The organism is Streptomyces atratus, assembly GCF_900119365.1.
GTDB classification, from domain to species: Bacteria; Actinomycetota; Actinomycetes; order Streptomycetales; family Streptomycetaceae; genus Streptomyces; species Streptomyces atratus_B.
Window position 1 is genome coordinate 63911 of record NZ_FPJO01000019.1, and the last position, 25018, is coordinate 88928.

General features: G+C 69.9%; 26 protein-coding genes. 11 read left to right on the forward strand and 15 right to left on the reverse strand.

Going from position 1 to position 25018, the window contains the following annotated elements; translation table 11 throughout:
* Positions 1-62: 62 nt before the first annotated feature.
* From BT364_RS26910 to BT364_RS26930, 5 genes are all read right to left on the reverse strand, one after another.
* Positions 63-1454, reverse strand: coding sequence for a cytochrome P450 (locus tag BT364_RS26910; RefSeq protein ID WP_079179655.1), 1392 nt, complete (start codon positions 1452-1454; stop codon positions 63-65).
* 115 nt (positions 1455-1569) lie between these two features.
* Positions 1570-2160 (reverse strand): GTP-binding protein, encoded by a 591-nt coding sequence (locus tag BT364_RS26915; protein WP_072487819.1) that lies wholly within the window; start codon positions 2158-2160, stop codon positions 1570-1572.
* Positions 2135-2509, reverse strand: coding sequence for a DUF742 domain-containing protein (locus BT364_RS26920; protein WP_072487820.1), 375 nt, complete (start codon positions 2507-2509; stop codon positions 2135-2137). Before BT364_RS26920 ends, BT364_RS26915 begins: the two co-directional genes overlap by 26 nt.
* Complete coding sequence (locus BT364_RS26925) at positions 2506-2910, reverse strand: roadblock/LC7 domain-containing protein (protein WP_072487821.1); 405 nt, start codon at positions 2908-2910, stop codon at positions 2506-2508. Before BT364_RS26925 ends, BT364_RS26920 begins: the two co-directional genes overlap by 4 nt.
* Entirely contained in the window at positions 2907-4133 is a 1227-nt protein-coding gene (locus tag BT364_RS26930) for an ATP-binding protein (RefSeq protein ID WP_072487822.1), read from the reverse strand. Before BT364_RS26930 ends, BT364_RS26925 begins: the two co-directional genes overlap by 4 nt.
* Before the next feature lie 357 nt (positions 4134-4490).
* Here BT364_RS26930 and BT364_RS41085 point away from each other — a divergent pair, with 357 nt between their 5' ends.
* The gene (locus tag BT364_RS41085; RefSeq protein ID WP_143166556.1) at positions 4491-4751 is read left to right on the forward strand and encodes a hypothetical protein; all 261 of its coding nucleotides are present in this window, start codon (positions 4491-4493) and stop codon (positions 4749-4751) included.
* A gap of 91 nt (positions 4752-4842) precedes the next feature.
* Here the strand turns inward: BT364_RS41085 and BT364_RS26935 are convergent, their stop codons facing one another.
* Positions 4843-5454, reverse strand: coding sequence for a TetR/AcrR family transcriptional regulator (locus BT364_RS26935; protein ID WP_072487903.1), 612 nt, complete (start codon positions 5452-5454; stop codon positions 4843-4845).
* Positions 5455-5581: 127 nt separating this feature from the next.
* On the opposite strand from BT364_RS26935, the gene BT364_RS26940 reads away from it, so the two are divergent.
* The 3 genes from BT364_RS26940 to BT364_RS26950 all read left to right on the forward strand — a co-directional run bounded on the left by BT364_RS26940 (position 5582) and on the right by BT364_RS26950 (position 8931).
* Entirely contained in the window at positions 5582-6532 is a 951-nt protein-coding gene (locus BT364_RS26940) for an alpha/beta fold hydrolase (protein ID WP_072487823.1), read from the forward strand.
* A 270-nt stretch (positions 6533-6802) separates the two neighbouring features.
* On the forward strand, positions 6803-8011 hold the full coding sequence (locus tag BT364_RS26945) for an NAD(P)/FAD-dependent oxidoreductase (RefSeq protein WP_072487824.1): 1209 nt from the start codon (positions 6803-6805) through the stop codon (positions 8009-8011).
* A complete protein-coding gene (locus BT364_RS26950; protein WP_072487825.1) occupies positions 8008-8931 on the forward strand; it encodes an RNA polymerase sigma-70 factor in 924 nt (307 codons plus the stop codon). The genes BT364_RS26945 and BT364_RS26950 overlap by 4 nt, the downstream gene beginning before the upstream one ends.
* Before the next feature lie 17 nt (positions 8932-8948).
* Here BT364_RS26950 and BT364_RS26955 read toward each other — a convergent pair whose 3' ends face one another.
* The gene (locus BT364_RS26955; protein WP_072487826.1) at positions 8949-9698 is read right to left on the reverse strand and encodes a DUF1838 family protein; all 750 of its coding nucleotides are present in this window, start codon (positions 9696-9698) and stop codon (positions 8949-8951) included.
* 200 nt (positions 9699-9898) lie between these two features.
* Between BT364_RS26955 and BT364_RS26960 the strand changes: the two genes are divergently transcribed.
* The 3 genes from BT364_RS26960 to BT364_RS26970 all read left to right on the forward strand — a co-directional run bounded on the left by BT364_RS26960 (position 9899) and on the right by BT364_RS26970 (position 11827).
* Positions 9899-10681 carry a polysaccharide deacetylase family protein gene (locus BT364_RS26960; protein WP_072487827.1) on the forward strand — a complete coding sequence of 261 codons (783 nt, stop codon included), beginning with the start codon at positions 9899-9901 and terminating at the stop codon, positions 10679-10681.
* Between the two features lie 269 nt (positions 10682-10950).
* Positions 10951-11511, forward strand: coding sequence for an RNA polymerase sigma factor (locus BT364_RS26965; protein ID WP_072487904.1), 561 nt, complete (start codon positions 10951-10953; stop codon positions 11509-11511).
* Positions 11504-11827, forward strand: a complete 324-nt coding sequence (locus BT364_RS26970; RefSeq protein ID WP_072487828.1) for a hypothetical protein — start codon at positions 11504-11506, stop codon at positions 11825-11827. The genes BT364_RS26965 and BT364_RS26970 overlap by 8 nt, the downstream gene beginning before the upstream one ends.
* 141 nt (positions 11828-11968) lie before the next feature.
* Here BT364_RS26970 and BT364_RS26975 read toward each other — a convergent pair whose 3' ends face one another.
* Complete coding sequence (locus BT364_RS26975) at positions 11969-15022, reverse strand: FG-GAP-like repeat-containing protein (RefSeq protein ID WP_072487829.1); 3054 nt, start codon at positions 15020-15022, stop codon at positions 11969-11971.
* Positions 15023-15257: 235 nt separating this feature from the next.
* On the opposite strand from BT364_RS26975, the gene BT364_RS26980 reads away from it, so the two are divergent.
* Positions 15258-15923: a CBS domain-containing protein gene (locus BT364_RS26980; protein WP_256260241.1), complete on the forward strand. Its 666-nt coding sequence runs from the start codon at positions 15258-15260 to the stop codon at positions 15921-15923.
* Positions 15924-16631: 708 nt separating this feature from the next.
* Here the strand turns inward: BT364_RS26980 and BT364_RS26985 are convergent.
* A complete protein-coding gene (locus tag BT364_RS26985) occupies positions 16632-17180 on the reverse strand; it encodes a DUF5994 family protein (protein ID WP_072487830.1) in 549 nt (182 codons plus the stop codon).
* A gap of 280 nt (positions 17181-17460) precedes the next feature.
* On the opposite strand from BT364_RS26985, the gene BT364_RS26990 reads away from it, so the two are divergent.
* On the forward strand, positions 17461-17955 hold the full coding sequence (locus BT364_RS26990; protein WP_072487831.1) for a DUF5994 family protein: 495 nt from the start codon (positions 17461-17463) through the stop codon (positions 17953-17955).
* A 195-nt stretch (positions 17956-18150) separates the two neighbouring features.
* On the opposite strand, the gene BT364_RS26995 is transcribed toward BT364_RS26990, so the two are convergent.
* The 4 genes from BT364_RS26995 to BT364_RS27005 all read right to left on the reverse strand — a co-directional run bounded on the left by BT364_RS26995 (position 18151) and on the right by BT364_RS27005 (position 21258).
* Complete coding sequence (locus tag BT364_RS26995) at positions 18151-19392, reverse strand: PP2C family protein-serine/threonine phosphatase (RefSeq protein WP_072487832.1); 1242 nt, start codon at positions 19390-19392, stop codon at positions 18151-18153.
* Between the two features lie 422 nt (positions 19393-19814).
* Positions 19815-20246: an SRPBCC family protein gene (locus tag BT364_RS27000; RefSeq protein ID WP_072487833.1), complete on the reverse strand. Its 432-nt coding sequence runs from the start codon at positions 20244-20246 to the stop codon at positions 19815-19817.
* A 158-nt stretch (positions 20247-20404) separates the two neighbouring features.
* The gene (locus BT364_RS41090) at positions 20405-20683 is read right to left on the reverse strand and encodes a hypothetical protein (RefSeq protein WP_143166557.1); all 279 of its coding nucleotides are present in this window, start codon (positions 20681-20683) and stop codon (positions 20405-20407) included.
* Entirely contained in the window at positions 20680-21258 is a 579-nt protein-coding gene (locus BT364_RS27005; protein ID WP_072487834.1) for a TetR/AcrR family transcriptional regulator, read from the reverse strand. Before BT364_RS27005 ends, BT364_RS41090 begins: the two co-directional genes overlap by 4 nt.
* A gap of 166 nt (positions 21259-21424) precedes the next feature.
* On the opposite strand from BT364_RS27005, the gene BT364_RS27010 reads away from it, so the two are divergent.
* Positions 21425-22912, forward strand: a complete 1488-nt coding sequence (locus BT364_RS27010) for an MFS transporter (protein WP_072487835.1) — start codon at positions 21425-21427, stop codon at positions 22910-22912.
* An 82-nt stretch (positions 22913-22994) separates the two neighbouring features.
* Positions 22995-23390, forward strand: coding sequence for an NAD-dependent epimerase/dehydratase family protein (locus BT364_RS27015; protein WP_072487836.1), 396 nt, complete (start codon positions 22995-22997; stop codon positions 23388-23390).
* A 719-nt stretch (positions 23391-24109) separates the two neighbouring features.
* Here BT364_RS27015 and BT364_RS27020 read toward each other — a convergent pair.
* A complete protein-coding gene (locus tag BT364_RS27020) occupies positions 24110-24511 on the reverse strand; it encodes a PIN domain-containing protein (RefSeq protein ID WP_072487837.1) in 402 nt (133 codons plus the stop codon).
* Positions 24508-24756 (reverse strand): type II toxin-antitoxin system CcdA family antitoxin, encoded by a 249-nt coding sequence (locus BT364_RS27025; RefSeq protein WP_072487838.1) that lies wholly within the window; start codon positions 24754-24756, stop codon positions 24508-24510. Before BT364_RS27025 ends, BT364_RS27020 begins: the two co-directional genes overlap by 4 nt.
* Positions 24757-25018: the final 262 nt, after the last annotated feature.

Here is a 25018-nt window from a genome sequence, read left to right on the forward strand (position 1 = left end):
TTACGCGTACGCAAGTCCGCCTTATGCGTACAAGTCGTACGCCACGTCCAGGTAGACGTTCCTCACACCCGGAACACGTCCAGGAAGGAACTCCACCAGCCCTTCGTCTTCTTCTGCGGCTCCGCGTGGTCGTAGTGCGCGGCCGGCATCTCGTCCGGGGTGATATTCCGGGACGGAACGGGCGACTGTGCCGCCGACGCCGTGGTCCGGCGCGCCGGGGCGGCGCTGAAGATCACGGGCAGTGACACCAGGGCCCGGTGGAAGGGGCCCGGACGCCATTCGACCGCGGAGGGCGGCACCGCGAGGGCGAGGTCGGGCACCGTGTTGAGGATCTTCTCGATCGCGGTGAGGGCGATGAGCTGCGCGGGCGACTTCGCCGGGCAGACGTGCGGGCCCGCGCCCCAGGCCAGATGGGCGCCCTTGCTCAGGGTCTGCCGGGCGTCGGTGAGCGCGGGGTCGCTGTTGGCGGCGGCGAAACTGATCAGTACCGGGGTGTCCGCCTTCAGCGTCACACCGCCCAGGTCGATGTCCTGCACCGGGTAGTGCGTCGCGTAGTTGGCGATCGGCGGGTTGTTCCACAGCACGTCGTCGAGGGCGTCCTCGACCAGCATCCCGGTGCCCCGCCGCTGCGCGACCCCGGTGTCGCTGGACAGCATGAGCAGCAGCGCGTTGGCGATCAGATTGCGCTCCGGCTCGACGCCCGCGCCCATCAGCATGACGAGCTGGTCCTTGAGCTCCTCGTCCCGCAGCCCCGCCGGGTGCTGGATCAGCCAGGAGGTGATGTCCTCGCCGGGCTGGCGCCGCTTGAGCGCGACGAGCTCCATCAGACACTCGGTCAGCTCGGCGTTGGCCCGGAGCACGTCCTCGCCGTCGAAGATCGCGGACATGCTGCGGGTCAGCCGGTCGCCGATGTCGCCGGGGCAGCCGAAGAGCTGGTTGAACAGCAGGAGCGGCAGCAGCTTGGCGTAGTCGCCGAGCAGGTCCGCGCTGCCGCGCTCGATGAACTGGTCGATGAGGTAGTCGGCTATCCGCTCCACATCGCGGCTGAGCCGGGTGGTGTTGAGCCGGCCGAGGCTCTCGGTGACCGCCTTGCGCAGCCGCAGATGCTCGGTGCCGTCCGTGAACAGGCAGTTGGGCCGGTACGCCATCATCGGCAGCACCGGGCTGTCCAGCGGTACGCGGCCCTCCCGCAGCGCGGCCCAGCGCCTCGCGTCACGGGCGAAGAAGGACGGATTCTGCAGCACCCGGAGCGCGGCCTCGTGCTGCACGACCAGGGTGGCCTCCACACCGGGGGCCAGCTCGATCGGAGCGGCGAGTCCGTGCGCCCGGAACGCGTCGTACACGCGCTGCGGATCGGACGCGAACTCCGGCCCGTAGAGCGACGTCTGGCGCTCACCGCGCATCGGGCACCCGGTGGGGGCGCTGTACGGGGTGGATCCCGGCGACGAGTCCATGTGTGATTCCTCGATGTGATCGCGGGCCCCGAAAGGCCCGGACGGTGGACGGAGAACGGGCCCGGGAGCCATCGCCCGACCCGGGCCGTCCGAACGGCGGCCGGGCGACAGCTTCTCAGGCCACGTGTGCCAGAAGGTGCTGGACCAGAGTGATCAGGGCCTGCGCGGACGACTTCTCGTCCCGGGCGTCGCAGTACACGACCGGGGTGTCCGGCAGCAGATCGAGAGCCTCGCGCAACTCCTCCTCGGCATGCCGGGAGTACGGATCGAAGCTGTTGACCGCGACCGCGTACTCCAGCCCGTACGTCTCGACCAGGTCGATCACCGGGAAGGTGTCGGCGAGACGGGCCGGGTCGACGAGGAGCAGCGCGCCGAGCGAGCCGCGGGCCATGTCCTCCCACAGCTCGACGAAGCGTTGCTGGCCCGGCGTACCGAACAGGTACAGCACCAGTTCGTCGCTGAGCGTCAGACGGCCGAAGTCCAGCGCGACCGTCGTGGTCACCTTGTCGGGTGCGCCGCGCAGATCGTCGATGTGCGCCCCGGCCTGGGTCATCCGCTCCTCGGTGCGCAGCGGCGTGATCTCGGAGAGGGTGCCGATGAGCGTCGTCTTGCCCACGGCGAAGTGCCCGACGACGAGAATCTTCGCCGCACGCCGCACCGCGTCCGGCACATAGATGCTGTCAGCCGAACCGGACGTGGAGTCCATGCAACACCTCTTCGAGGATCTTCCTGTCAACGAGCTGAGCCGGCGGTGGCGCCTTGCGGCGCATCAGATGACCTTGTTCAGCTAAATCGTTCAGCAGCAGGCGCGCCACACCGACCGGCTGGCCGAGGTGGCCCGCCACCTCGGCCACCGACAGATAGCCGCCAGAGCACAGCTCCCAGATGGCCCGGACCTCCGGGCTCGGGTTCGGGGGCGGCTGCCGGTCGGGTGCGATGGTGACCAGGGTGACGAGGGAGAGGCCCTCCGCATCCGGCAGGCCGCGCCCTCCGGTGATCACGTAGGACCGGACGAACCCGCTGTTGACCGCCTGCTCCTCGCCCGGCGTCGTCATACGTCGATTCCCGCGTCCTGGCGGGGAGGTGTGGTCATCGCCTTCCCCAGCGCGGTGACCTGTTGCTGCATGCGGAAGGACATGGCCTCCATGTCCACGTCGGCCGCCGCGGCCGCCGCCAGGTAGGCGCCGGTGCCCGCAGCGATCAGGAAGATCCAGCCGTGGTCGTACTCCAGCAGCGTCTGACGCCAGCGTCCCGGGGCCTGGGCCCCGATGAAGGGCGCGACGGCCCGGCTCAGCGACTGCATGGAACTCATCGCGGCCGCCACGGTCTCCGCGTCGTCCCGGCCGATCTCACTGGAGCTGGCCAGCAGCAGACCGTCGGCGGAGACGAGGATCGCGTGCCGTGCGCCGGGTACCTGGAGCACATCGTTGAGCACCCAGGACAGATCGGGGTTCACTGGAACTCGGGTCCTTCCATCGTCGTCATGTCACGCCCGGACCGGGTACCGCGCTGGAACGCGCCCAGACGGGAAGCGGTCTCCTCGTTGCTGCGCACCTGACCCGGCTCGGTCGACGGCACCACCGACACCGGGCTCTTGCGACGACGCTTGGGCAGGCCGCCGGCGGTTGTGGCGGCGGGCCCGGTGGGCTGCGGAGCGGCGATCGGCTGCGCGACCGGAGGGAACAGCGGTGTCGGGGACGGTGCGGGCGCCTGACGCCGGGGGAGTGCCGCCACTTCCGCGTCGTGGTGGGCGGCGACCGGGGGCGGCGAGGGCACATCGCCGGTGAGCAGTTCGTCGGGCAGGAGAACCACCGCGCGTACGCCTCCATAGGGGGATACGGAATCCACCGAGACCTTGAACCCGTAGCGGGCGGCCAGCATCCCGGAGACGGCGAACCCGAACTGCGGGGGAATGCCCAGACTGGAGAGGCTGATCGCGGCCCGCGGCGCGAGGAGGGCCGCGGCGCGGTCCTTCTCCTCCTGGCCCATGCCGAGACCGGCGTCGTCGACGATGAGGCAGACGCCCGTCGGGACGGCCTGGATGTTGATCTCCACCGGGGCGCCGGGAGCGGAGTAGTTGGTGGCGTTGGCCAGCAGCTCGGCGAGGACGACCGCCACGGGCTCCACGGCCTTGCTGACGACCGAGAAGTTCACCTGCCCGTTGATCCGCACCCGGTCGAACTGCCGGATACGGCCCTGGGCGCTGCGGGCCACGTCGAAGACGGAGGCAACGGTCTCCCGGCGCCCGAGCCAGCCGCCGCACAGCACCGCGATGCCCTGGGCCCGGCGTCCGAACTGGCTGTTGGCGTGGTCGACGGCCATCAGGTCGGCGAGGATGCCGGGGTCGTCGCCGTACTTCTGCTGGGCGTTCTCGATGACCACCTGCTGCTCGTCGGCGAGCCCCTGGAGGGTACGCACGGCGGCCTTGAGGACCGCCTTGGTCTCCTCCTCGGCGTCCTTGCGGACCTCGGCCAGTTCGGCGGAGTGCTGATGCGTCAGGCCGGTGTACGCGACGTGGAGTTCGTCACGCTGGCGCTGCAACGTCTCTCTTTGCTGGTGGAGTTCGGAGTTCTGTCTGCGCAGTCCGATGTTGGTCTTGCGAGCCCGCAGAACGGCACCCACGGCGACCAGCGCGACGACAACCAGTGCCCACAGAAGAGGGCCCTGTGCAAATGTCATGAGACTCACTTCAAGTGCCATGGCTATGGATACGGCTTGACGCTCCCTCACGTACCGCAGTGCCGGGCTGGTCGAGCCGCGGTGTGCGCCACCCAGGGAGGGCCCCTCCGGGTGTGGGGCCGAGGAATTCATCCCTCCCGGAATGCCCCCATATGCCATCAGCCCACTGGAAGTAAGATGATCTTAACATCGGCCAGGCGGGCAATTGTCAAGACCGACACGCCAGTTGCATTCTTGACGCGGAATGTTCACGACGGGGCCGCCGGAGCGGCGGTCCGCGGCGAGGCCTTACGGGACCGGCTCACCGCCCTCGCGCTCCGTGGCCTTCCCGACGTACCGGCGCGCGGGAGACGGGGCGTGTCGTATCGCGGGCGGGCCCACCCGCGATACGACGCGTCACGCGTCACTGACAGCGCGGACGAGGAGCGAAGACTGTTCGTCGGTGACCGGTCCGTACGTGCCTCCGGAGCCGACCAGCATGCGAGACGGCCTGTCGCGGGCGTGACGCCGCCCGAGCTCTTCGGGCTCGATACGGGTCCGGCGGCCTGCGGCGGCCTGTACGTCGATCAGGTCCCTGGCAAGTCCGCGGTCGGCCAGTGCGCGGACAAGAGCCAGTGACGGGCTCCGCGATCCTCGGGCATCCGGAGGCGGGGGAGGGCTGGGGCGCCGCCCCGGCCGACGTCGCGGAAGGCTCGTCGGCCCACGGCGCTCACGGTGTCACGGGCGTGAAGACGCGGTCCAGGTGGTGGCGCAGTACCTCGGCGGCCGACTCCGGGCGGCGCTGGCCCACCAGGATGCTGGTGCCCAGGCCCGCCGCCATGGCGAGCAGGCCGATGGCCTCCGTGCGCGCGTCCACGCCGGGATCGGCGAGACCGGCCTCCTGGGCCTGGCGCAGCAGACCGGTCAGGGCGTCCTCGGCGGCGTCGGGGTTGTCGATGAAGGGCTGGGCGGCCAGCGCCTCGTCGGTCACGGACAGGATCGCGTACGAGGTGTAGAGGAGGTGGAAGGTCCGGCTCTCCTCGTCGGTCGGGAGGGAGGTCAGGAGCAGGGCCTCGGCGGTCGCGCGCGGCCCGGTGCCCGCGTCGCCGGCCCGGAGGCGGGCGCCCACCCGGGCGGTGAACCGGTCGGTCAGATGCTGGAGCCCGTGGAGCAGCAGCTTCTCCTTGGTCCCGAAGTAGTACTGCACCAGCCGCAGCGACACACCGGCCTCGGCCGCCACGTCCCGCATGCCGACCGCGTGCAGTCCGCGCCGTCCGGCCACCCGGACGAGCGCCTCGGCGATCTGGCTGCGCCGTTCCTCGTGGTCCACGCGTTTCGGCATGCTCTCGTGTCTCCACCCGTCGGTCGTGCCTGCGCGGTCCGGCTCCCGGACCCCTTCATGGTACCGCTGTATCAGCATAGTGGTACGGTCGTATTACGAAGGACGAGTCCTCACCGGAGGTGCCGCCGTGCCCGAGAACACCACCCGAGCCCGCCGCGACGTCGGCCGCTACGTCAACGACGCCCTGCGCGAGCGGTACTTCGCCGCCTGCGAGGCCGTCTACGCACTGGGCGCGCCGGCCCGCTCCGAGACCGATGTCGAGACCGGCTTCGGCACCACACACGTCTACCGGTACGGCCCCACCGACCCGGCCGCCGAGGGCCGCACCCCCGTCGTCCTGATCCACGGGTCGGGCGGCTGCTCCGCGCAGTGGTACCCCAACACCCGGGCGCTCAGCGCCGAGCGCCCCGTCTACGCCCTCGACACCCCCGGCGACCCCGGTCGCAGCGTGCACCGGGAGCCCATGTGGCAGCCCGAGCGTGCCGCCCAGTGGATGGACGAGGCCCTCGACGCGCTCGGCCTGGACCGGGTCCACCTCGTCGGCTCCTCCTACGGCGGCTGGCTCGTCATCAATCAGGCACACCTGCGGCCCGGCAGGCTCGCCTCGGTCACCGCCCTCGACCCCGGCGGCCTGGAGAAGGTGGGCCTGCGCTTCTTCGTCTGGATCTTCGCCAGCCTCTTCGCCACCTTCGCGCCCAAGGCGCTGCGCCCGCGCCTGGCGGCCTGGCTGGAGCAACCGGTCCTCGCCGTGCCGGAATTGCGTGCGATGGTACGGACGGGCGTACGGGCCTTCCGTATCCGCAGGCCCGCGCCGCTGCCGCTGTCCGACGGGCAACTGGGCTCCATCCGGACGCCGTTCTACCTGCTCATGGGCAAGCGCAGCCTGCTGGTGCACCCGCAGCGGCAACTGGAGCGGGTTCCGCGCCTGATCCCAGGAGCCCGCGCCGAGATCGTCGCCGCGACCGGCCACGGACCGCAGATCGACCACCCCGACCTGGTCAACGCCCGGATGCTGGAGTTCATGGAGGACGCCGACTCCCTCGGCCATTTTGCGAACCGGGGCGCAGTCGAGGCGTAACCCTGGTCGCGAGAAGCGGTGTGTCCGCCCCGGCTGCCCCGTGTCCTGGACTTCCTCGATCGACGCAGAGTCGGGGAGCGGGAGCAAAATGAATCCCTGCCCCTGCCCCCCGCCCTCTACTCCTCTTCGCTCCAGTTGGTTGCGCGCTCAAGCAGGTGGTCGGGCGGCCATCGAACAAGCAGTGGCGTGCGTCACATCGACCTCATGTCACGAACGGGGCGGCAGCTTCCATCTGGTGGTCGTCAACGGCGACCGGAAGAGGGCGAAGCGATGAGTACACAGCACGGAGCAGGCAGGGCAGCCACCCACCGCGTCCTGATCCTGGGGGCGGGTTACGCGGGCATGTCCGCGGCGATCCAGCTCGCAGCACGGGTCAAGCAGCGCGAAGACGTGCAGGTGGTCCTGGTGAACGCGCAGGAGCGGTTCACCGAGCGGCTGCGGCTGCACATGACGGCGACCGGGCAGCAGCTCGCCCAGCTGAGCATCCCGGAGCTGCTGGAAGGCACGGGCGCGCGGTTCGTGCGCGGCTGGGTGACAGCGGTGGACGCGGACGCGAAGACCGTGCGGATCGACGACGACCGGGTGCTGCATTACGACACGCTGGTGTACGGACTGGGCAGCGTGGCCGACACGGCGGCCGTGCCGGGCGTCGAGGACCGCGCGCACACCCTGACCGGCGCCCAGGACGCCGAGGTGCTCGCCGACCGGCTCGCGCGGCTCGGCAGCGGCACGGTCGTGGTTGCCGGCAGCGGGCTGACCGGCGTCGAGTCGGCCGCGGAGATCGCGGAGCGGCACCCGGAACTGGACGTCGTCCTGTTGGGCCGGGACGAGCCCGGTGCGGCCATGAACCCGAAGGCCGGGGCGTATCTGCGGGCCGCTCTCGACCGGCTGGGCGTGACGGTGCGCAGCGGGGTCGAGGTGGTGAAGGTGCTGCCCGACGCGGTTGAGCTGGCCGGCGGCGAGAGCATCGCAGCCGGTGCCGTCCTGTGGACCAGCGGTACGCGGACCTCGCCGCTGGCGGCCGCCGCCGGCCTGGCCGTCGACGAGCGCGGCCGCATCGTCACCGACCCCGCGCTGCGGTCGGTGTCGCACCCGGAGGTGTACGCGGTGGGCGACGCGGCCGCGATCCGCCAGGGCTACGGCGTCATGCACGGCACCTGCCAGGGCGGTATGCCGACCGGTGTGCACGCCGCGGTGTCGATCGTCCGTGCGCTGAAGGGCAGGCAGCCCAAGCCGTTCCGCTTCGGTTACTACCACACGCCGGTGAGCCTGGGACGGCACGACGCGGTCGTGCAGTTCACCCGCCCCGACGACAGCCCGCGACGCATTCATCTGACCGGCCGTATGGCGGCCCGGTATAAGGAGACGGTGACCGCCTCGCCCTGGCCGACTTACGGCCGCATGAAGAAGATGCCCGCTTCGGGCGCGTTCTGGCCGCGCGGCGGCCGCTTCACCCGCGGCGCCAAGGGGGCCGAGTGAGCGCCGACCAGCAGGTCTTCCACGAGCACCGCAATCTGCTGTTCTCCGTGGCCTACCGTGTCCTCGGCTCCGCGGCCGACGCCGAGGACGCGGTACAGGACGCCTGGATCAAGTGGTCGGCCGCCGACCGCTCCCAAGTCGCCGACCCCAAGGCGTACCTGGCACGGATCGTGTCCAACCTCGCGCTGGAACGGCTGCGTTCCACCCGGCACAAGCGCGAGACCTACATCGGCCCGTGGCTGCCCGAGCCCATCCTCACCAGCGGCGACACCGTCGGCACCGCCGATACCGCCGACACGGTCACGGATGCCGAGTCGGTGTCGATGGCCATGCTGGTGGTGCTGGAGACACTGAGCCCGCTGGAGCGCGCGGTGTTCGTGCTGAAGGAGGTCTTCGGCTTCAGCCACGCCGAGATCGCGGAGGCGGTGGAACGCTCCGAGGCCGCGGTACGACAGGCCGCGCACCGCGCGCGTGAGCACGTACAGGCCCGGCGGCCCCGCTTCACCGCCGACCGCTCACGGCAGCGCGAGGTCACCGAGCAGTTCTTCGCCGCCGCGACCGGCGGGGACATCAACACCCTCATGGAGCTGCTGTCCCCGGACGTCACCCTGTGGACCGACGGCGGCGGCAAGGTCCGCCAGGCGCTGCGTCCGGTCGTGGGCGCGCAGACGGTGGCCTCCTGGTTCGCAGCCATCGGCACGGTCACCTACCAGGGCGTCGAGCCCGCCGACATGCGCGCCGAGCTCGTCGAGATCAACGGAGGCCCGGGCATCCTCTTCAGCGCCCCGGACCGCGTGATCGCCACCGTCACCTTCGGCTTCGACTCCGACGGCCGCATCACCACCATCCACAACGTGGCCAACCCGGACAAGCTCCGGGCCGTCGCGGACGGCACGGCTCACGACGTGCGGAGGCGGTGAGCCCTGGTGCCGCGCCCTCATTGCTTCGGCGGGTTGAGCTTGCGGAAGTACGTCCAGCTGGTCTCGTTCGGCTCGCTCCACTGCTCCGGGGCCCGGGCGAACTCCGGTCGGTGGTCGGCGATGTGGGCACGGGTGCGCTCGGGGACCTCGGTGTACGAGCCGAGCTTGCGGCCCCGGCAGTGGAAGGTGAGGCCGCCGGGGGCCTGGCCGCGGGCCATCCACGGGAGCCACGGGGACATCCGGGTCCACGACATGGTGGCCGGGACGCCGGGAGCCGGGCCGGCCAGGTCGGAGCGGTCGGCGAAGAACTGGAACAGCTCCAGAGCCTTGTACGTGTCGCCGGCCGAGTGGACGGGGTACTGGGCCACCGGCAGCGGCGAGGGGTAGGCGAGCGGGATCTCCAGGCTGAAGCAGACCTGTCCGCCGAGCTCGGTCGTCGGGATCGGGAAGGGGCGCCACTTCTGGTTCGCCGGGTCGTTCCAGACGTGCACCACCGGCAGGTCCTGCCAGGTCTCCAGGATCTCGCGGGTGACGGGGTCCAGGTAGAAGGCGGCCTCGCGAGTGAGCAGTTGGTAGGCGTCCGGGCCGGCTTCGGCGTCCTGGACCAGGCGGGCGACGTTGAGCCCTTCGAAGCCGAAAACGCGCTGGTAGGGCTCGTCCGGGGCCCAGGAGTAGACGTCTCCGGACCACCAGTACGTGACCTCCTCGCCGTCGAGCGAGGCGCGGGTGCGGGCGAAGGACCGGAGCAGCTCTGCGGGAGTCGTCATATGGACCACTCTGCGCGGCCACCGCCCTCGCCGGCACCCTTTCGAGGCTGTTGCACCCCTCATCTGTCGCGGGGCTCCGGGGTTTGTCGCCGGCCCCCTGCGGATTTGTCTGCGATCGGTAACAGGGGGATCCCGTACGAGCGTTCGTATGTCTTGATGGGGGCAGGGCATCGGCGGAGACAGCAAAGGGGTGGGCGGACATGGCAAAGCACAAGGGAAGGGGATGGCACAGCCGGCTTCTCGGGGCGGCGCTCGGGGTGACAGCGGTGGCCGCTGCCGCCTCTGTGTGGACCGCGCAGGCCGACACCGCCGGAGCGCGGCAGCCGCAAGCGCGTGTCTCGACGCCGGACGCCCCGCATCAGGACCGGAACGTGACCAAGGTGGCGGCGGACATCGCGCACGCCTCGGACCGCGGCGCCCGGGGCGTCAACATCACCATCGACGACGGACCGGACCCGGTCTGGACGCCGCAGGTGCTGCAACTGCTCAAGGACAACGGTGTGAAGGCCACGTTCTGCATGGTGGGAACGCAGGCCCAGGCACACCCGGACCTGGTCAAAGAGGTCGTGGCGGCCGGGCACCGGCTGTGCGACCACACGGTCTCGCACGACACCGCCATGGACGGCAAGTCCGAGGCATACCAGTCCCAGCAGATCCTGGATGCCGAACGCATGATCACCAAGGCGTCCGGAGGCGTCCGGCCGCAGTACTACCGGGCCCCGGGCGGTGCCTTCACCCCGTACAGCCGGCAGCTCGCCGCGTCCCGGGGGATGCGACCGCTGGGCTGGAACGTCGACTCCAAGGACTTCGAGCGTCCCGGGGCGGACACCATGGTCGCCACCGTCAAGAGGGAGATCTCCAACGGGCCGACCGTCCTCTTCCACGACGCGGGAGGAGACCGCTCCCAGACCGTGGCCGCTCTGCGCGAGATCCTGCCCTGGCTGAGGCAGCAGGGGTACTCCTTCGGCTTCCCCGTACGGTGAGTGAGGCCCGCCCGCACCGACAGGTGATCGAGAGCGGCTGGACGGCCACGCTCTGGTCCGCGCCATCGATCCCCGCGACATTTCCCGGGACGCGCTGCGCAACCGTGCAGGGGTGAATCCTTTGGCGGTGGTCGCGCCTCTCAACCATGTGCGGACACAAGGTCGGCACGGGAACCGGAGGTTTGTCGTGATCATTGGTGCCGTCATCGTCGCGGCTGTACTGATCTGTGCGTGTGCTGTCGTCGTACGGCGTCGGCGGGGGCGATCGCATGGCTGACTTCACATGGCCCGGCGAACAGCTGATCGCCGCGGCCCAGGAGGGCGACGTCGAGGCCGCAGCCGCTCTGGTATCGGGCTCGCACCCGCATGTGCAGCGGTTCGCACACTCCTTGTGCGCCTCTCCCCAGGACGCCGAGGACGCCGCACAGGAAGCGCTGATCATCCTGTACCGCAAGATCGGAATGCTGCGGGCCTCCGGTGCGTTGGCGTCGTGGATGTTCCGCATCGTGCGCAACGAGTGCCTGCGACGGGCGCGGCTGATGCTGCGCAGCCACGGACCGGTGCCGGACATCGTCATGCCGTCGTTCGAGGACGAGGTGTTGCAGCGCCTGGAAGCAAGCCGGGTGGCGACGGCGATCGCCGCTCTGCCCGCCGACCAACGACGTGTGCTGATCATGCGGGACATCCAGGGCCACAGCGGGCGGATGGTCGCCGATGCGCTCGGTCTCAGCACTGCCGCAATGAAGTCGAGGCTGCACCGCGCCCGCACAGAGGTTCGCCGGACACTGCAGGGAATGCCTGATCCGCTCCCGGGAGCCGGCCATGACTGACCGCCAGAACTTCGCCAGCGCCTCGCTGCCCCGGCACTTGGCGCGCGGCGCGCTGGGATTCGGAGCCTTGGCCGCTTCGGTCCTGCTGATTCCGGCAGTCGGGCCGGCCGGCCTCCTGCTCGCACCACTGGGTCTGCTCGCACTGCGCGGGTGCCCCACGTGCTGGACGATCGGGCTGCTGCAGACCATCTCGAAGGGCCGGCTGCAGCGTTCGTGCGTGGACGGTCGCTGCGAACTGTCCGTCGACCGGAACGTCCGGTCGCACGGGGACGGCGCCGGACAGCCCCGGGCATCAGGACCGCACAGCGTCCCATAGCGCGAAACCACCGCGCCGGGCGGAAGTCGCCCGTGGTTCGTTCGCCGGGCAGCGGTGGCCGGGGTGTCTTGGGCATGCGGCATGGAACGGGCCCGGACGAATCACATCGTCCGGGCCCGCGGGGCAGTGGCAAAGGCCGGCTCAGAACAGGCCCTTGTACCCCTGCCAACCGGTGGCGATCTTCGTACGGCCGCCGAAGGAGCCCTTGCCGTTGCCGTTGTTGCGCCAGACGGTGCCGGAGGTGTCGCGGGAGACGATGTCGGCTCTGCCGTCGCCGGTGATGTCGTCGACGCCCACGATCACGTTGTACGACGAGCCCCAGTTGTCGAAGACCTTCACGCGGCTCTTGAACTTGCCGGTCGCGGTGCCGTCGTAGCGCCACAGCTCGTTCGACCTGTCCTGCACCAGCAGGTCGCCGTAACCGTCGCCGTTGAGGTCACCCGCGCCCAGGACCTTCTTGTAACTCGTCCACTTGGACGCGATCTTCACCTTGGCGGAGAGCTTGCCCGTGCTCGTCGCCTTGTAGAGGTAGACGTCGCCGGTCGAGGACTGGCGGGCGATCAGGTCGGCCCGGCCGTCACCGCTGATGTCCCCGGGCGAGGTCAGCACGTCGTACTGGTTCCAGCCCGTGCCCAGCGAGGTGTACGCGGTGGAAGGCGTCACCGCCGCCCCGCACGCGGGCCGGTAGGCGCGCAGCGTGCCGCTGCTGAACCGGACGAGTACGTCGTTGCACCGGTCACCGCTCAGGTCGCCGAAGGGCACCGCCTTCACCGTGGTCGGCCACCCGGAGCCCGTTCGCTTCCCGGTGAACGTTCCCTTCCCCGTCCCGTACTGGTACGTCAGCCCGCCCGAGCCGTTCAGCGTCATCAGCTCGCCGAAGCCGTCCGATCCGACGAAGTCGCGGCGGGCCGCGGCGGCTCCGGTGACCTTGACCGTGCCCGTCTTCGTCAGCGCCGCGCCCTGCCCGTCCGCGGGGCTGACGGTCAGCTTCCAGGTGTAGGCGCCGTTGGGCACCAGCCGGCCGGAGCCGTCCTTGCCGTTCCAGGCCGGCGTCACCACACCGCGTGCCAGGCCGCCGGAGAGCGTGCGCACGGCCGTACCGGCTCGGTTGTCGATCACGAGCTTCCAGGAGGCCGCGGGCTTGTTCAGCCACCACTTCGGGCTCCACTGCGCGGCGCCGCCCTTGACGTCCACCGAGGCGGCGACGGTGGCGTCGCGCTGGACGAGGGCGGAGACGGGGACATCGCTGGAGGTCAGACGGATGGTGTTGTCGGAGCGGAGCTGCGCGATCACGCCGGTGTACGGGTCGACGTCCCAGTCGTTCCCCTCGAACTTCCCGGCGGTGTGCGACACGGGCGTCCCGCTGCGGACATCGATCACCTTCAGCCGGCCGGCCTCGACCGTCGCGACGAAGCCGTCGCCGAGCTGCGCCTGCTCCCAGCCGGAGCCGGAGACGAGGGTCAGGTTCCGCTTGGTGACGGTGTCGTAGACGCCCTGGCCCTCCGAGTTGAGCACGCAGTTCCACAGCAGCCACCGACCGACCGCCTGGAAGTCGTTCAGCAGGCAGCCGCGCCCGAACCACACCGGCTCGCCCTGCTGCCCGGTCAGCAGGTCGACGGGGACCACGGTGTCGTTGCCGGATGCCACCCACGCGGTGGTGCCCCACATCGCCCGCACGGTCTTCGTTGTCGTGTACACCGTGCGCCCGGTGTCGAGGTCGACGATCCGGGTCTCCGCCGCGCCGGTGCTGTCGTACGGCCTGGTCAGGGCGGCGAAGCGGCCGGTGGCGGCGGTCGCGGTCCGGTAGCTGCGGGAGCTGTCGATCCGGGTGCCGGGCAGCGACCGGTCGGCCCCGAGGAGCCGGGGCTGCTGAGCGGCGCTCGTGCCGGAGCCGGAGATGACCGTCCGGCCGTCGCCGGTGTCGATGAGACGCGGACGGCCCTCCGAGTAGTCCTCCAGCGCGATACGGCCTCGGGTGGTGCGCACCCCCGCCGTGGGGGAGTCGGCCACGCCGGTCTCCCGGGTGTGGAGATACGACCAGTCACCCACGGGGTCCCGCTCCACGGTGGTCAACCGCCCCTGGGCGAGGGTCAGGTGAGAGACCGTGTGGGCGGTCCGCCGGGGGTACGCGTCCGCGAGCCTGCGCACGGTGACCCCGCCGCCTTCGGCAGCCTCGACGAGGGAGACACCCCAGTGGTCCGTGTCCGCGCCGCCCGCGACCAGGAGCCCGCCGTCCGGAGTCGGCATGGCCTGCCGCGACGTCCTGGCCAGCAGCGTCCGCGGCGCGGAGCCGTCGAGGGGGACGGCCTCGACCCGTGAGACCGCGCGACTGGTGTCGTAGCGGCCCAGGGAGGAGTCGTACCGGGACACGATGACGGTGTCGCCGACCAGGCCCAGCACCTGCGCGATGTCGCCGACCGCTACGGTCCGCACGGCGGCGGCCGGGTCCTGGCGGGAGGCGACGTGCAGGGTGCCGTCGTAGAACCACACCAGGTGGGTGGCGCTGAGCGCGACCAGGTAGTGCCACGACTGCACGGTGTACGGCAGGGCGGTGAAGCGCCCCTGCTCGACATCGAGCCACCCGGTGACTTCGTCGTCGCCCTTTCGGTACCGCACGACCTGTCCGTGCGCGTCGCCCAGCCCCGCGGCGGACCACAGGTAGACACCGGAGGGGACGCCTTCCACCGTGCGGTCGGCGACGGAGCCGTCGGCCCGGGCGTCCAGCAGATGCCACACGGAGTCGGTACCCGGGGCTCCCGCCGTCGTGACGACCGTCGACCCGAGGGTGCTGAAGTACGAGTGTCCGTCGGGGAGCGCGACCGTACTGACCTGGCCGGACGTCATGTTCCGCAGCGTCACGGTCCGGGCGGAGTCGTCGTAGCGGGAGACGACGTCCGAGCCCGCGCCGGCACTCGTGACGCCGTACGCGTCCGTGCCCGAGGCGTCGACGACCGTGTCGACACCGTCGTACGTCGTCCACAGCTGGCCCCGCCCGTCCTCGTACCGGAGGAACCCCGAGGGCCCCGCGCTCAGCAGGCCCGTCCGGGGAGCCATGGCCGTGGTGGCCGGCACGACCACCTCTCCGGTGACCGTCTCCCCATGCGCACTGCCGGCCGAGAGCGGGCCGAGCCCGAGGGCGAGCGTGAAGGAAACAGCGGTGGCGGTAGCGCCTCGTACGAGCGCACGTCTGCCCATGCAGGACCTCTCCGGTGACGGTAGTCGAAGGCTTGGAGAGACTTGTGCGTACGCCGTTGAGCCGCAGGTCATGGACGCGCGGCACATATGACGTTTCAGACACCCCCCAGGCGAGTGGCCGGATCCTAGCACTTCACCTGTGCATGACCGGCGGGCCGACGGCATGCCGCGGGCGGTCCCCATGAGGGCGATCCGAGGCGCAACTGCTCGAAGTGGGCTGGTGGGTCAGAGAGGGATGATCCGGACCTGGCTGCCGCAGAGCCTGGTCATGTCGTCGCTGAACCGGGAACGTGCGGATCGGGCGGCCTCCCGAAGCGGTCAGGTCGTGGGCGGGCTGCTGATGGCCTTCGGCTGGATCTCCTTCCTGCGCGGGGCGCCGGGCGGGCTGTGGCTCGTCTTCGTCGGTCTCTTCATCACGGTCGTCGCAGGCACCGAACGGCAGCGTGCCGTGATCCACACAGCACTGCGGGGCATCAAGGTCGCCGATGCCATGTCCAGCCCCGTGACCACCGGCGCCGACTGGCTGACCATCCGGCATTTCATCGACGAGGTGGCAGTGAACTCCCGCCATTTCGCCGTGCCGCTGCTCGATTTCGAAGGCCGTCCCAGCGGGATCGTTCAGATACGCAAGCTTGCCCGGATACCGGGAGCGCGCCGGGAGGCGTTGCGCGTGCGCGAGGTGGCGATCCCGCTGTCACAGTGCGCGGTTGCCGCCCCGAGTGATCTTCTGAGTGAGGCTCTCGACAAGCTCCGCCCGGGTACTGGCATGCGCATTCTCGTCGTGGACGGGCACCATCTGGTGGGGATCGTCACCGCGAAGGACATTTCACGGCTGACCCAGCGGCACACACTGGAGACTGGAGGGCCGGGGGAACCGATGAGCCCTGGCGCGACCCCGTAGCGGGAGCCCGCTCCGGATTGTCCGGGCGGTCCATGCCGGAAGTGCACGAACCAGTTCTGGGCTGCGGTCCGGCAGGGCGACACCATCTGAACGGAACACTCTGCGCCGCTGCCGGCGTACACGTCTACGCATACGGAACCGCCGCACAGGACGCGGTCGGCGGCGTCCGTACGAGCCGTCCGGACCGACCCCTGCCGATGCGCTCCGACACGCATATGCCGTGCCGGCTGATGATCTCGGTGTCCCCGCTGTCCTGGACACGCTGGTCACCGTGGCGACGCGCGCCGACGTACCGGCCGGTGCCGAGTTCGAGACGGTTCGCCTTTCTCGACCGCGTCCTCGGATCGGACCTCGCGCGCAACGGCCCCAGCGCATTCACTCCGCCGGGGCCGCCCTTCCGGATCGTCACACGTGAGAGTGCTCGATCCGAGTTCAATGGTACGACTGCGGGCCGGGACGGGCCGGACGAGCCGGACGGGCCGGGAGGGGAGAGCGGGCCATCGGCAGGCCCCGTCCCCCTCGTTCGTGTGCGCAAATGGGGCCGTGCAGGCCGTAAGTGCCGGGCGCGATCGGTAGACCTGCCGCTCGCGGAGGGTCGCCATGATCGAGTCCTTCCGTGCAGGTGAAGGCCCGATGCTCCTCAGACTTCGTCGCCGTGGGCGCCGGTGCGCGTGGGCGGTCTGCTGGTGGTGTTCCCCGGCAGGGGGATCATCCGCGCGCCGACGACCGGGTGCCGGAGGGGCGGCAGGGCGACCCGCCATCGGTCTCCCAAGCCTCCTGGCTGCTTCGGGCGTCCCGCATACGACGGCCCATCGCGGCTTCTTCGGACATCAGCACACCGGCGGTGAGGACGCTGCCGGGGACGGCGGCGGCGGTCATCAGCCGGGCGGCTGCGGCGGGCTCGGTCTCGGGCGGGATCACCAGGAGGTCACAGCGGCCTGCGGTGCAGGAGAGCAGGATCATCTTGTCGGGATCCTGTTCGGTGAACCAGCCCACGTGCACGGTGTGCCCGGTGACGGGAACCTTGTGCGGGACGACGGGCCAGCGGGTGGGATTCACCATGGCGCGCGTGATGCGTCCCCAACGCCCTTCCAGCGCTTCGACCAGGGGCGGAAGCTCGGTGATCAGGTCGCGCGAGTAAGGCCACCAGGCACCGTCCAACTGGCCGGCGAGGGTGGTCTTCGGCGTGAGGGAAATGCGCGTCGGGAGCGGGGGAACAAGCGCCCGTGCCACTCCGCGTTCGACGGTCGCGGTCATGATGCGGACCCGTCTCCGGGCCGCCCTGCAGGACGGCCCAGTGTCTTGATCGCCGGAAACGACGTCCGCGTGGGAGCGGGTGTTCGAGTTACTCCCGGTACTTTCAGCGTACTCCGCGCCGCGGCCGGGCGAGCCGTTCTGGCCAGGTGATTTCCGACCGGGAACACCGCTCGGCTGATGCTCGTGGGCATGACCACAGGCACGCGGAGTACCGTGAGACCACGGCGGTATCTCGCCGGCCACGAGGTGTCGGCGGCCCCGCGCAGGCAGGCGGACCACCATGGCCGAATCTGACACCCCCACCCCCGGGAAGCTCCTTCCGGACGAGATCCATCGGGCGGTGAAACCCGGCACGGCCCTGCTCCGGCTGCAGACGACGCACTTCCGCGAAGGCATCCTCGACGGTGCCTGGTGGCCCCGCTCCCGGGACGTCACGGCCGAGCTTCCCGCCCTGATCGAGGTGCTCACCACGCATCTCGGCCCCATCATGAGGGTCGGCCTGGACACCGCCGCCTGGGATGATGTCCCGACTCGTGTGGTCGTCGACGATCGGGTCGTGCACCTGGACTCCTTTCCCGTCGGCGACGACACCGCCCTCATCACACGCGGCGAAAACGACCACTTCGCCCTCCTGGTGGTGCCGCCTGACACGACACCCGACGCGGCACGAGACGCCATGGCCCGTGCGGTCGACGCCGACAACGTCACCCAGGCTGCCGACATCCTCGTCGCCACGCTTCCCGAACCGGCAACCGAGCGCGAGGAGTCGGGATGATCGGAATGGCGGATCCGTGAGTGGTGGACCGACGACGTGGTGGACACCCGGGGCCGCAGGATCGGCGAGCTGGAGGCGATCTACGTCGACACCAGCACTCACGAGTCGGCCATGGACGCGATCCGGGTCGGCGAACGGCGGATGGGCCGCGGGGGCTTCGGCTCCGCCGGCCCTGTACAGGCGGTGGCTGTCGGCTCAATCGAGGGTGGCGAGATGATCGGCGTCGCCGCCGCGCCACTCGATGAGGAAGATGGTCGCGTCGTCGCTGGTGACGCCGCCTCGTTCCTGTTTCAGGGTGTGGGAAAGCGCGCGCACCACCGGCCGCACCCCCGTGTGGTCCCGGACGGCTCGGTTGGTCAACTCGATGAGTTGCTCCTCACCGAACTCTTCCCCACCAGCTTGATGCTCTTCGATCAGGCCGTCGGTGAAACACAGCAACCGGTCCCCGGGCTGCAGCATCCGCTCGCTGACCACCGGCTCCTCACCGCCGAAGCCGACCGGCAATGTGGTCGGGCTCTCCAGCCGGTCCACCACGGCGCGGCCACGGATCAGCAGCGGTGCCGGGTGGCCGGCATTGACCCATTGCAGCCGGCCCGTGGCAGTGTTCAGACACATCATCTGCGCGGTGACGAAGTGGTCGTCGCCGAACTGCTCATTGATGGCCCTGTCCATGAACGCATACACCTGGGACAGGCCGGTGTTGGCCCGTCGCGTGTGGCGGTAGGCGCCGATGGCCACCGTCGCCATGGCCGCCGCGTCCAGGCCGTGGCCCATCGCGTCGATCATGGCCACATGAAGGACGTCGCCGTTGAGGGCGTAGTCGAAACTGTCGCCGGCCACGTCGTACGCGGGCTCCAGAATTCCGGCCACCTCAACCTGCGGAACAGTCATCGACAGCGGAGGCAGCAACGACCACTGGATCTCCGCGGCCACGCTCATCGGGGCTCTGCGCCGGGCCTGGAAGAACAGGTCGGTGTAGGCGTCCTTGGTGACGATCATGTCTGCGACCAAACTGGCGAGTCTGCGCAGCAACCGCCGGTCGTCGTCGTCGACGCCGTCCAGGGTGACAGCCATCGCCCCGACCTGGTCACTGCCGTCCAGCAGCGGCAAATACATCCGCACGGTGCCGTCCTGCGGTACCTCTACCGTTCTGCGGCTCAGGAACGCCTCCCCGGCGGGGGACCCCTCGACCGGTTCGGGGTCCCCGACCATCAACCCCCGGCCCGGCAGCGGCACCAGCAGCATCTGCTCGTAGTCCTGCAAGAGGATCGAGACGTCCCGGCCACCCACCCTGGCCACCTCTTCCGCAACGAGCGGGGCGAGCAACTGCGGCGGCATCTCGTGAGCCCGGTCCAGCAGCAAACCCAGCAACCGCTCACCGAACCCCTCCGACCGGTCCACCCCGAACTTGCCCGGCTTTCGCCCGCCTTCGGTCATCGCTGATGCATCCCTTCATACCGCGGTATGGGAATTCGGTGGGCGGTCGGTTGTGTGGAGCCGGTACGAAGCGGTGCCACCCCGGATGGGGAGCAGCTTCTCCCTCCCTCCAGGCGCCGGCGCCTTCAGTGGCCAGCCACATATTCCGGCTCGGGGTGTGCCCCGACCCGGCGTACACCCCGACGTACTCGGATCAATCGAACTCGCGCTCCGAGCTCGGGGATCACCGCCGCCTGCGAGGCCGACATGGGGCCTGACCAGGCCAGACGCTGGCGGGGCGACCCGTCCGGGGGTGCACGGGGCACCGTTGCTGACTGCTGACTGCTGACTGCTGACTGCTGACTGCTGACTGCCGTGCTGAAGGGCACGGATGGAGCACGACGGCCGTGGACCGCACTGCCGTCATACCCGGTGGGAGCGCCTCACCGTTCCCGTTCCACCAACTCCTTGAAGTGCTCGAGGTCGTCCCGTACAAGCCGTTCGATCGCGGTCGCCTGGGCGAATCCCTTCGGCCCGCCGAACGCCTCCTTGACGGTGCCCGGGTCGTACTCGATCCGGGCCTGGACTCGGGTGTGCTCCTGGTCGATGGGCAGCAGTGAGAAGGTTCCCGCCAGGTCGGGACCGCTCGTGGTCTGCCACTCCATCATGTGTTCCTTGCCACGGTCGGTGATCTCGGCTTCGAACTCCTGAACCCGGCCGCCGACGTCGACGTCCAGGCGCGTCCGGTGCCCATCCTCCGAACGAGCCTCGCGTACTCCTTCGACGAACCGCGGATAGGTCTCCGCACGGTGGAGGCGTTCCCAGGCCGCAGCGATCGGAATATCGACGTCTATCTGTTCTTCGAGAGTGCTCATCGGCCACCTCGCAACTCGGTTCACGGTCTACTACGGGGCCATGTCTCCATTGTCGCCTCCAGAGGGTCGATGGGGGCCGGCGTCATGTCCGTGGGCCGGCGGGCCGGTGCTGTCCGTCCTCGGCGTTCCGGGGCACGGGCGCAAGGACCGCGGGGGGTTCAGGCGGGCCCGACTCCGAGTTCGCGGCCGTGGTAGAAGCATTCCTGCTCCTCGACGATGTAAGGGGTCATGGCCTCACGCCGCTGCGTCTCGGGCGCGGAGGCCCGCCAGGAGTCGCACGCTTCCCCGTTCTGACCGCTCTTTACCGCCGCTACTGGCACGTTATGGCACGGCCGCAGCCGGTGCGGCCCGCAGATCGTCGCCTGGCGGGTGACGTAGAAGCCGGGCTCCGTACCGGCTGCGTCCGCTTCGGGCGTGTTGGGTGCTGGGCGCCTCATGTCCCCGGATGGTTCAGGGTGCGCACGAACTGCTCCGCGAGCTGCTCGGTGTCGATGTCGTCCGCGCTGCGCCCGGACAGGATGTGGAAGAAGGGCGGGCCGATCAGGAGTGCGGTCGCCTGTTCGAGCGAGAGGGTGGTGCTGCTCGACTTCCGCACCGCCTCCACGACCTGTGCGGCGCTCTCCCCGAGGATGTCGCGGGAGGCGAGCAGCGCGGCGACGTCTGCGTCGTGCTGAGCTTCCCCCATGAGGGCGCGGTAGGCCGCGCCTGCGTGGGAGCGGGACAAGAAGGTGACGAGGGCGTCGAGGTATGCCTTGAGGTCCTTGCGGGGGTCGTCGCTGCCGGACACGGACAGTTCGTGCCGGGCGTCGATGGCGCTGGCCTCATAGAGGACTTCCGCCTTGTTCGACCACCAGCGGTACACGGTCTGACGGCCCACGCCCGCCCGCTCGGCGATGCCCTTCATGGTCAGGGCTGCGTACCCGACTTCGACCAGAAGGTCGTCGACGGCGTGCAGCACGGCGGCGCGTGCGCTTTCGCTGCGGGGCCGTCCGCGGCCACTTCCATCCACCATGCCGCCACTCTATACGAGGCACTGTGTCTCGTATGTGTTACCTTTACGGTGCACGGTGACTCGTAAATGAGTGTCCGGCCTTCCCTCGCCCGGTCCCGGGAAGGGCCTGCCGGGCGGTGTCCCACCGCGCTTCGTGTACTGCAATCCCAGAAGGAATCGGAGAGCAATGGATCCCATACCGGAGGGCGCCCTGCGCCCGGCGCGGCGGTCCGGCCCGGTGCTCGCCTGCGTGAGCGTGTGCACTGCCCTGGTCGTCGGATTCGTTGCGGCGATCAACCTGGCAGTGCCGCAGCTGGCCGCGAGTTCACTGCAACCGACCTCGTCGAACCTGCTGTGGATCGTCGACGCCTATGTCGTGATCTTCGCCTGCCTGGTCATCCCTGCCGGTGCGGCCGGCGACAAGCTCGGCCGCAAGGGCGTCCTCATGGCGGGGCTCGGAATATTCGCGTTCGGCGCCGTTGTGTCGGCCATGGCGCCGAACGTGGCGATCATGCTGATCGGGCGCGCCATCACGGGCCTCGGCGCCGCGTGCGTCCTGCCCAACTGCGTCGGCGTCCTCCTGCACGCCACCGCCCCCGAGCGGCGCCCTCACGCGCTGGCCGTCTGGGCGGCGGCCACCGGTATCGGCGGCGTCGTCGGCAACGTCGGAGGCGGTGCGGTGCTGAGCGCGGGCTCCTGGCGCGCGTTGTTCGAGGCGGTCGCCCTCATCGCGGCCTGCTGCTTGGCGTGGGTGGCACGGTCCGCGCCGCGCAGCGCTCGGCTCGAGCGCACCCTCGACCTGCCCGGCACGCTGTTGTTCGTGGCAGCCTTCGTGGCGCTGCTGATCGGAATCATCGAAGGGCCCGAACTGGGCTGGGGCAGCACGGTCGTCCTCATCGCCTTCGCCTGCAGCATTCTGCTGAGCCTGTGCTGGGTGCGTGTCGAGCTGCGCGCCCCCCATCCCATGCTCGACCCACGGCTGTTTCGCAGCGTGGCGCTCAGCAGCGCCGGCCTCGGCATGACCATCACATTCTTCGGAAGCTTCGGGCTCTTCTACGTCAACGCCTCACTCCTGCAATACGGGCGCGGCTTCTCCGTCCTGCAGGCAGGGCTCGGGGTCATCCCGCTGACCGTCCCGCTCCTGGTGGGCACCTGCTACGTTCCCGGGCTCATCCGCCGCATCGGCATCCCCGCGACACTCTCCGCGGCCTTCGCGCTCACCAGCGCCGGCCTGCTCGGCCTCTCGTACGCCTCGACCATGGCCTACCCCGTGTACGCGGCCGGTCTGTTCGTCATCGGGCTCGGCATCATGCTGGCCGCGCCCTGTCTGACCGCTCAGATCGCTTCTGCCCTGCCCGTGGAGAGGGCGGGCATCACCGGAGGTCTGCAGTCCGCGACCCGCGAACTGGGCAGCGCTCTGGGTGTGGCTGTCGTCGGCACCATCCTCACAGCCGGGTTCACACACCACCTGCCTGCCGACCTGAGCCGGCACACGCCGCTCCCGCGTACGGTGCAGGAAGCGCTCACGCTGGCCCCGGCCGACCACACCGCCGTCACCGAAGCGTTCACCCACGGCGCCAACACCGCGCTGCGCGCCGCGGCCCTCGTCGTGCTCCTGGCCGGAGCCCTGGTCGTCGCCGGCGCCCGCCGCGCCCACCGGACCGCCCCGCGGTAGCTGAGGGGCCTCACGCCACCTGACTCGGCGCCGGCGTCGTGATCAGGGCACGCTCACCACCAGCGCGAAGGAGGACAAGCTCATGCGTGCATTTGTCGCCGGAGCGACCGGTCGGATCGGATCCGCCGTTGTCGACGAACTCATCTCGGCGGGTCACCGGGCCACCGGCCTGGCCCGATCCGACCAGGCCGAGCAGGCTCTCGCGGCCAAGGGCGCCGGCGTCGTCCGCGGTGACCTGGACGATCTCGCCTCGCTGAGGCGAGGCGCCGCCCAGGCGGACGAGGTCACCCACATGGCCAACAAGCACGACTGGGGCAGCCGCTGCCGAGTCCAGGGAGTCTCCGGCCATATCGGCGACGGCTCCGCTGCCTGGTCGGCGGTGCACCGCGACGATGCTGCCCGCCTCATCCGCCTCGGCTTGGAGCAGGCGCCGGAGCCCATTTCGGCTTCGTCGGCAGCTTCTTCGCCTCCGCCATGACCGCGTCCAGCAACGCGACCAGGCAGCGGCAGCTTCTCTCCTGGGAGCCCACCGGGACGTCCTTGCTCGCGGACATTGACGCAGGTGCCTACACGGCCTGACGAGGCGGCCCGGCGCAGGCACGGGAGGACGGCCTGTCAGGTCCGCCCTCCCGTGCCCCCCCACCCACCCATAGCAGCGCCCGAAGGAGCCAGCACCGTGCCCACGCATCCCTGCACCCTCGCAGAACCACGTGTCTCCGCCGCCCTGACCCGCATGTTCGAAGCCGCTGCCCGTGACGATGAGACCGCGGCACGTCTGTGGAGCATCCAGCCCTACGACCGGGGGTCGCTGGCCTCGGCCCCTACCTCGACCACGTCCGCGACACCGCAAACGGCTACCACAGCGTCACATTCCCCGTTGAGGACGGCCTCGAAATCAGCTGCCGCCTCTGATCAAGCCCCCTCCGGACAACAAGAAAGGCCCGGGTCTATGACCTGGGCCTTCGTCGCGGAGCGGGTGACGAGAATCGAACTCGCGCTCCGAGCTTGGGAATCAACGGTGCTTGGCAAGCCCAAGTCGCTCTGACCTGCGTCTTTTCCCTGGGCGGGGTGGTTGGCCATGGTCCCTGGGAGCCGTACATGACCGCTGTTGTCCGCTCCGCTGGGCACGGATGGGGCACGGGTGGTGCCATTGCAACGGAGCCTGCCAATGTTGCATGCTCCGGGTGGGCTGGCGGGTCAGAGAGGAATGATGTGGACCTGGCTGCCGCAGAGCTTGGTCATGTCGTCGCTGTCGGACGTCAGCAGGGCGACCGGTTTCGGCTGGCGCAGCGCGACCTCGGCCACCGTGGCGTCGATGGCGTACTTGTGCCCGTGCAGTCCGGCGCCCTTGAGGAGCTCGGCTGCTGCTTTAGCCGCTTGTTCGGTGACCGGCTCCACCTTGATGCGGGACAGGGCCCAGTTCAGGCGTGGAATGTTGGTACGGGAGTGGCTGACTTCCACGATGGTGTTCGCCCCGATCACGAGGTCGGCCCCCATCCCGTGAAACACCTGCAACATCGCGAGAAACTTGCGGTCCTGCGCGATCCATGCGGAGAGCCCCTCCGAATCCAGGACAACGGTCTCGATGCGCTCGCTCACGCGGCATCCGCGTCCTTGGAGGAGCCGACAGCACCGAAGATCTTCGAGTGGGCCTCGGCGAGCTCCTCGTCGCTGAATCGCCCGTGCTCTTCTTCATGGCGTCGTAGATCGTCGCCCAGCAGCTGGTGCCGGATCTGGCGAGCCACGGCTTCCGCCACGTAGCCGGAGACGTTGTCCGTGAGCTTGCGAAGCTCCGCCACCTGGTCGCTGGGCAGGGTGACGGTGATGCGGGTCGTTGAGGACATGTGGCAAGCATACCGGAGTATGCGCGTAAGGTGTCGTGATTGCTGCCCTGGGGGATGCCAGAGGGCCCGGAGCCAATTCGGTCGTCTTTCCCGCCCCGAGGCGGAGGGCTCGGGTAACTGAAGCTTCTCCTCGCGCGGGGCCACATCGTACGCGGACCACGGCCCCTGATGAACTGGGCCTCGAGATGTGCCGGTCGCCACTCTCCGATGACGATGACCCCATGATTTGGATGGGGCGTCACTCGTCGCCACGTCGCTTCCC

Coding starts and splice junctions, on each gene's coding strand:
- BT364_RS26910 (WP_079179655.1), bottom strand. CDS start 1,454: ATGGACTCGTCGCCGGGATCCACCCCGTACAGCGCCCCCACCGGGTGC.
- BT364_RS26915 (WP_072487819.1), bottom strand. CDS start 2,160: ATGGACTCCACGTCCGGTTCGGCTGACAGCATCTATGTGCCGGACGCG.
- BT364_RS26920 (WP_072487820.1), bottom strand. CDS start 2,509: ATGACGACGCCGGGCGAGGAGCAGGCGGTCAACAGCGGGTTCGTCCGG.
- BT364_RS26930 (WP_072487822.1), bottom strand. CDS start 4,133: ATGACATTTGCACAGGGCCCTCTTCTGTGGGCACTGGTTGTCGTCGCG.
- BT364_RS26935 (WP_072487903.1), bottom strand. CDS start 5,454: ATGCCGAAACGCGTGGACCACGAGGAACGGCGCAGCCAGATCGCCGAG.
- BT364_RS26945 (WP_072487824.1), top strand. CDS start 6,803: ATGAGTACACAGCACGGAGCAGGCAGGGCAGCCACCCACCGCGTCCTG.
- BT364_RS26955 (WP_072487826.1), bottom strand. CDS start 9,698: ATGACGACTCCCGCAGAGCTGCTCCGGTCCTTCGCCCGCACCCGCGCC.
- BT364_RS26960 (WP_072487827.1), top strand. CDS start 9,899: ATGGCAAAGCACAAGGGAAGGGGATGGCACAGCCGGCTTCTCGGGGCG.
- BT364_RS26965 (WP_072487904.1), top strand. CDS start 10,951: ATGGCTGACTTCACATGGCCCGGCGAACAGCTGATCGCCGCGGCCCAG.
- BT364_RS26970 (WP_072487828.1), top strand. CDS start 11,504: ATGACTGACCGCCAGAACTTCGCCAGCGCCTCGCTGCCCCGGCACTTG.
- BT364_RS26975 (WP_072487829.1), bottom strand. CDS start 15,022: ATGGGCAGACGTGCGCTCGTACGAGGCGCTACCGCCACCGCTGTTTCC.
- BT364_RS26980 (WP_256260241.1), top strand. CDS start 15,258: ATGATCCGGACCTGGCTGCCGCAGAGCCTGGTCATGTCGTCGCTGAAC.
- BT364_RS26985 (WP_072487830.1), bottom strand. CDS start 17,180: ATGACCGCGACCGTCGAACGCGGAGTGGCACGGGCGCTTGTTCCCCCG.
- BT364_RS26990 (WP_072487831.1), top strand. CDS start 17,461: ATGGCCGAATCTGACACCCCCACCCCCGGGAAGCTCCTTCCGGACGAG.
- BT364_RS26995 (WP_072487832.1), bottom strand. CDS start 19,392: ATGACCGAAGGCGGGCGAAAGCCGGGCAAGTTCGGGGTGGACCGGTCG.
- BT364_RS27000 (WP_072487833.1), bottom strand. CDS start 20,246: ATGAGCACTCTCGAAGAACAGATAGACGTCGATATTCCGATCGCTGCG.
- BT364_RS41090 (WP_143166557.1), bottom strand. CDS start 20,683: ATGAGGCGCCCAGCACCCAACACGCCCGAAGCGGACGCAGCCGGTACG.
- BT364_RS27005 (WP_072487834.1), bottom strand. CDS start 21,258: ATGGTGGATGGAAGTGGCCGCGGACGGCCCCGCAGCGAAAGCGCACGC.
- BT364_RS27010 (WP_072487835.1), top strand. CDS start 21,425: ATGGATCCCATACCGGAGGGCGCCCTGCGCCCGGCGCGGCGGTCCGGC.
- BT364_RS27015 (WP_072487836.1), top strand. CDS start 22,995: ATGCGTGCATTTGTCGCCGGAGCGACCGGTCGGATCGGATCCGCCGTT.
- BT364_RS27025 (WP_072487838.1), bottom strand. CDS start 24,756: ATGTCCTCAACGACCCGCATCACCGTCACCCTGCCCAGCGACCAGGTG.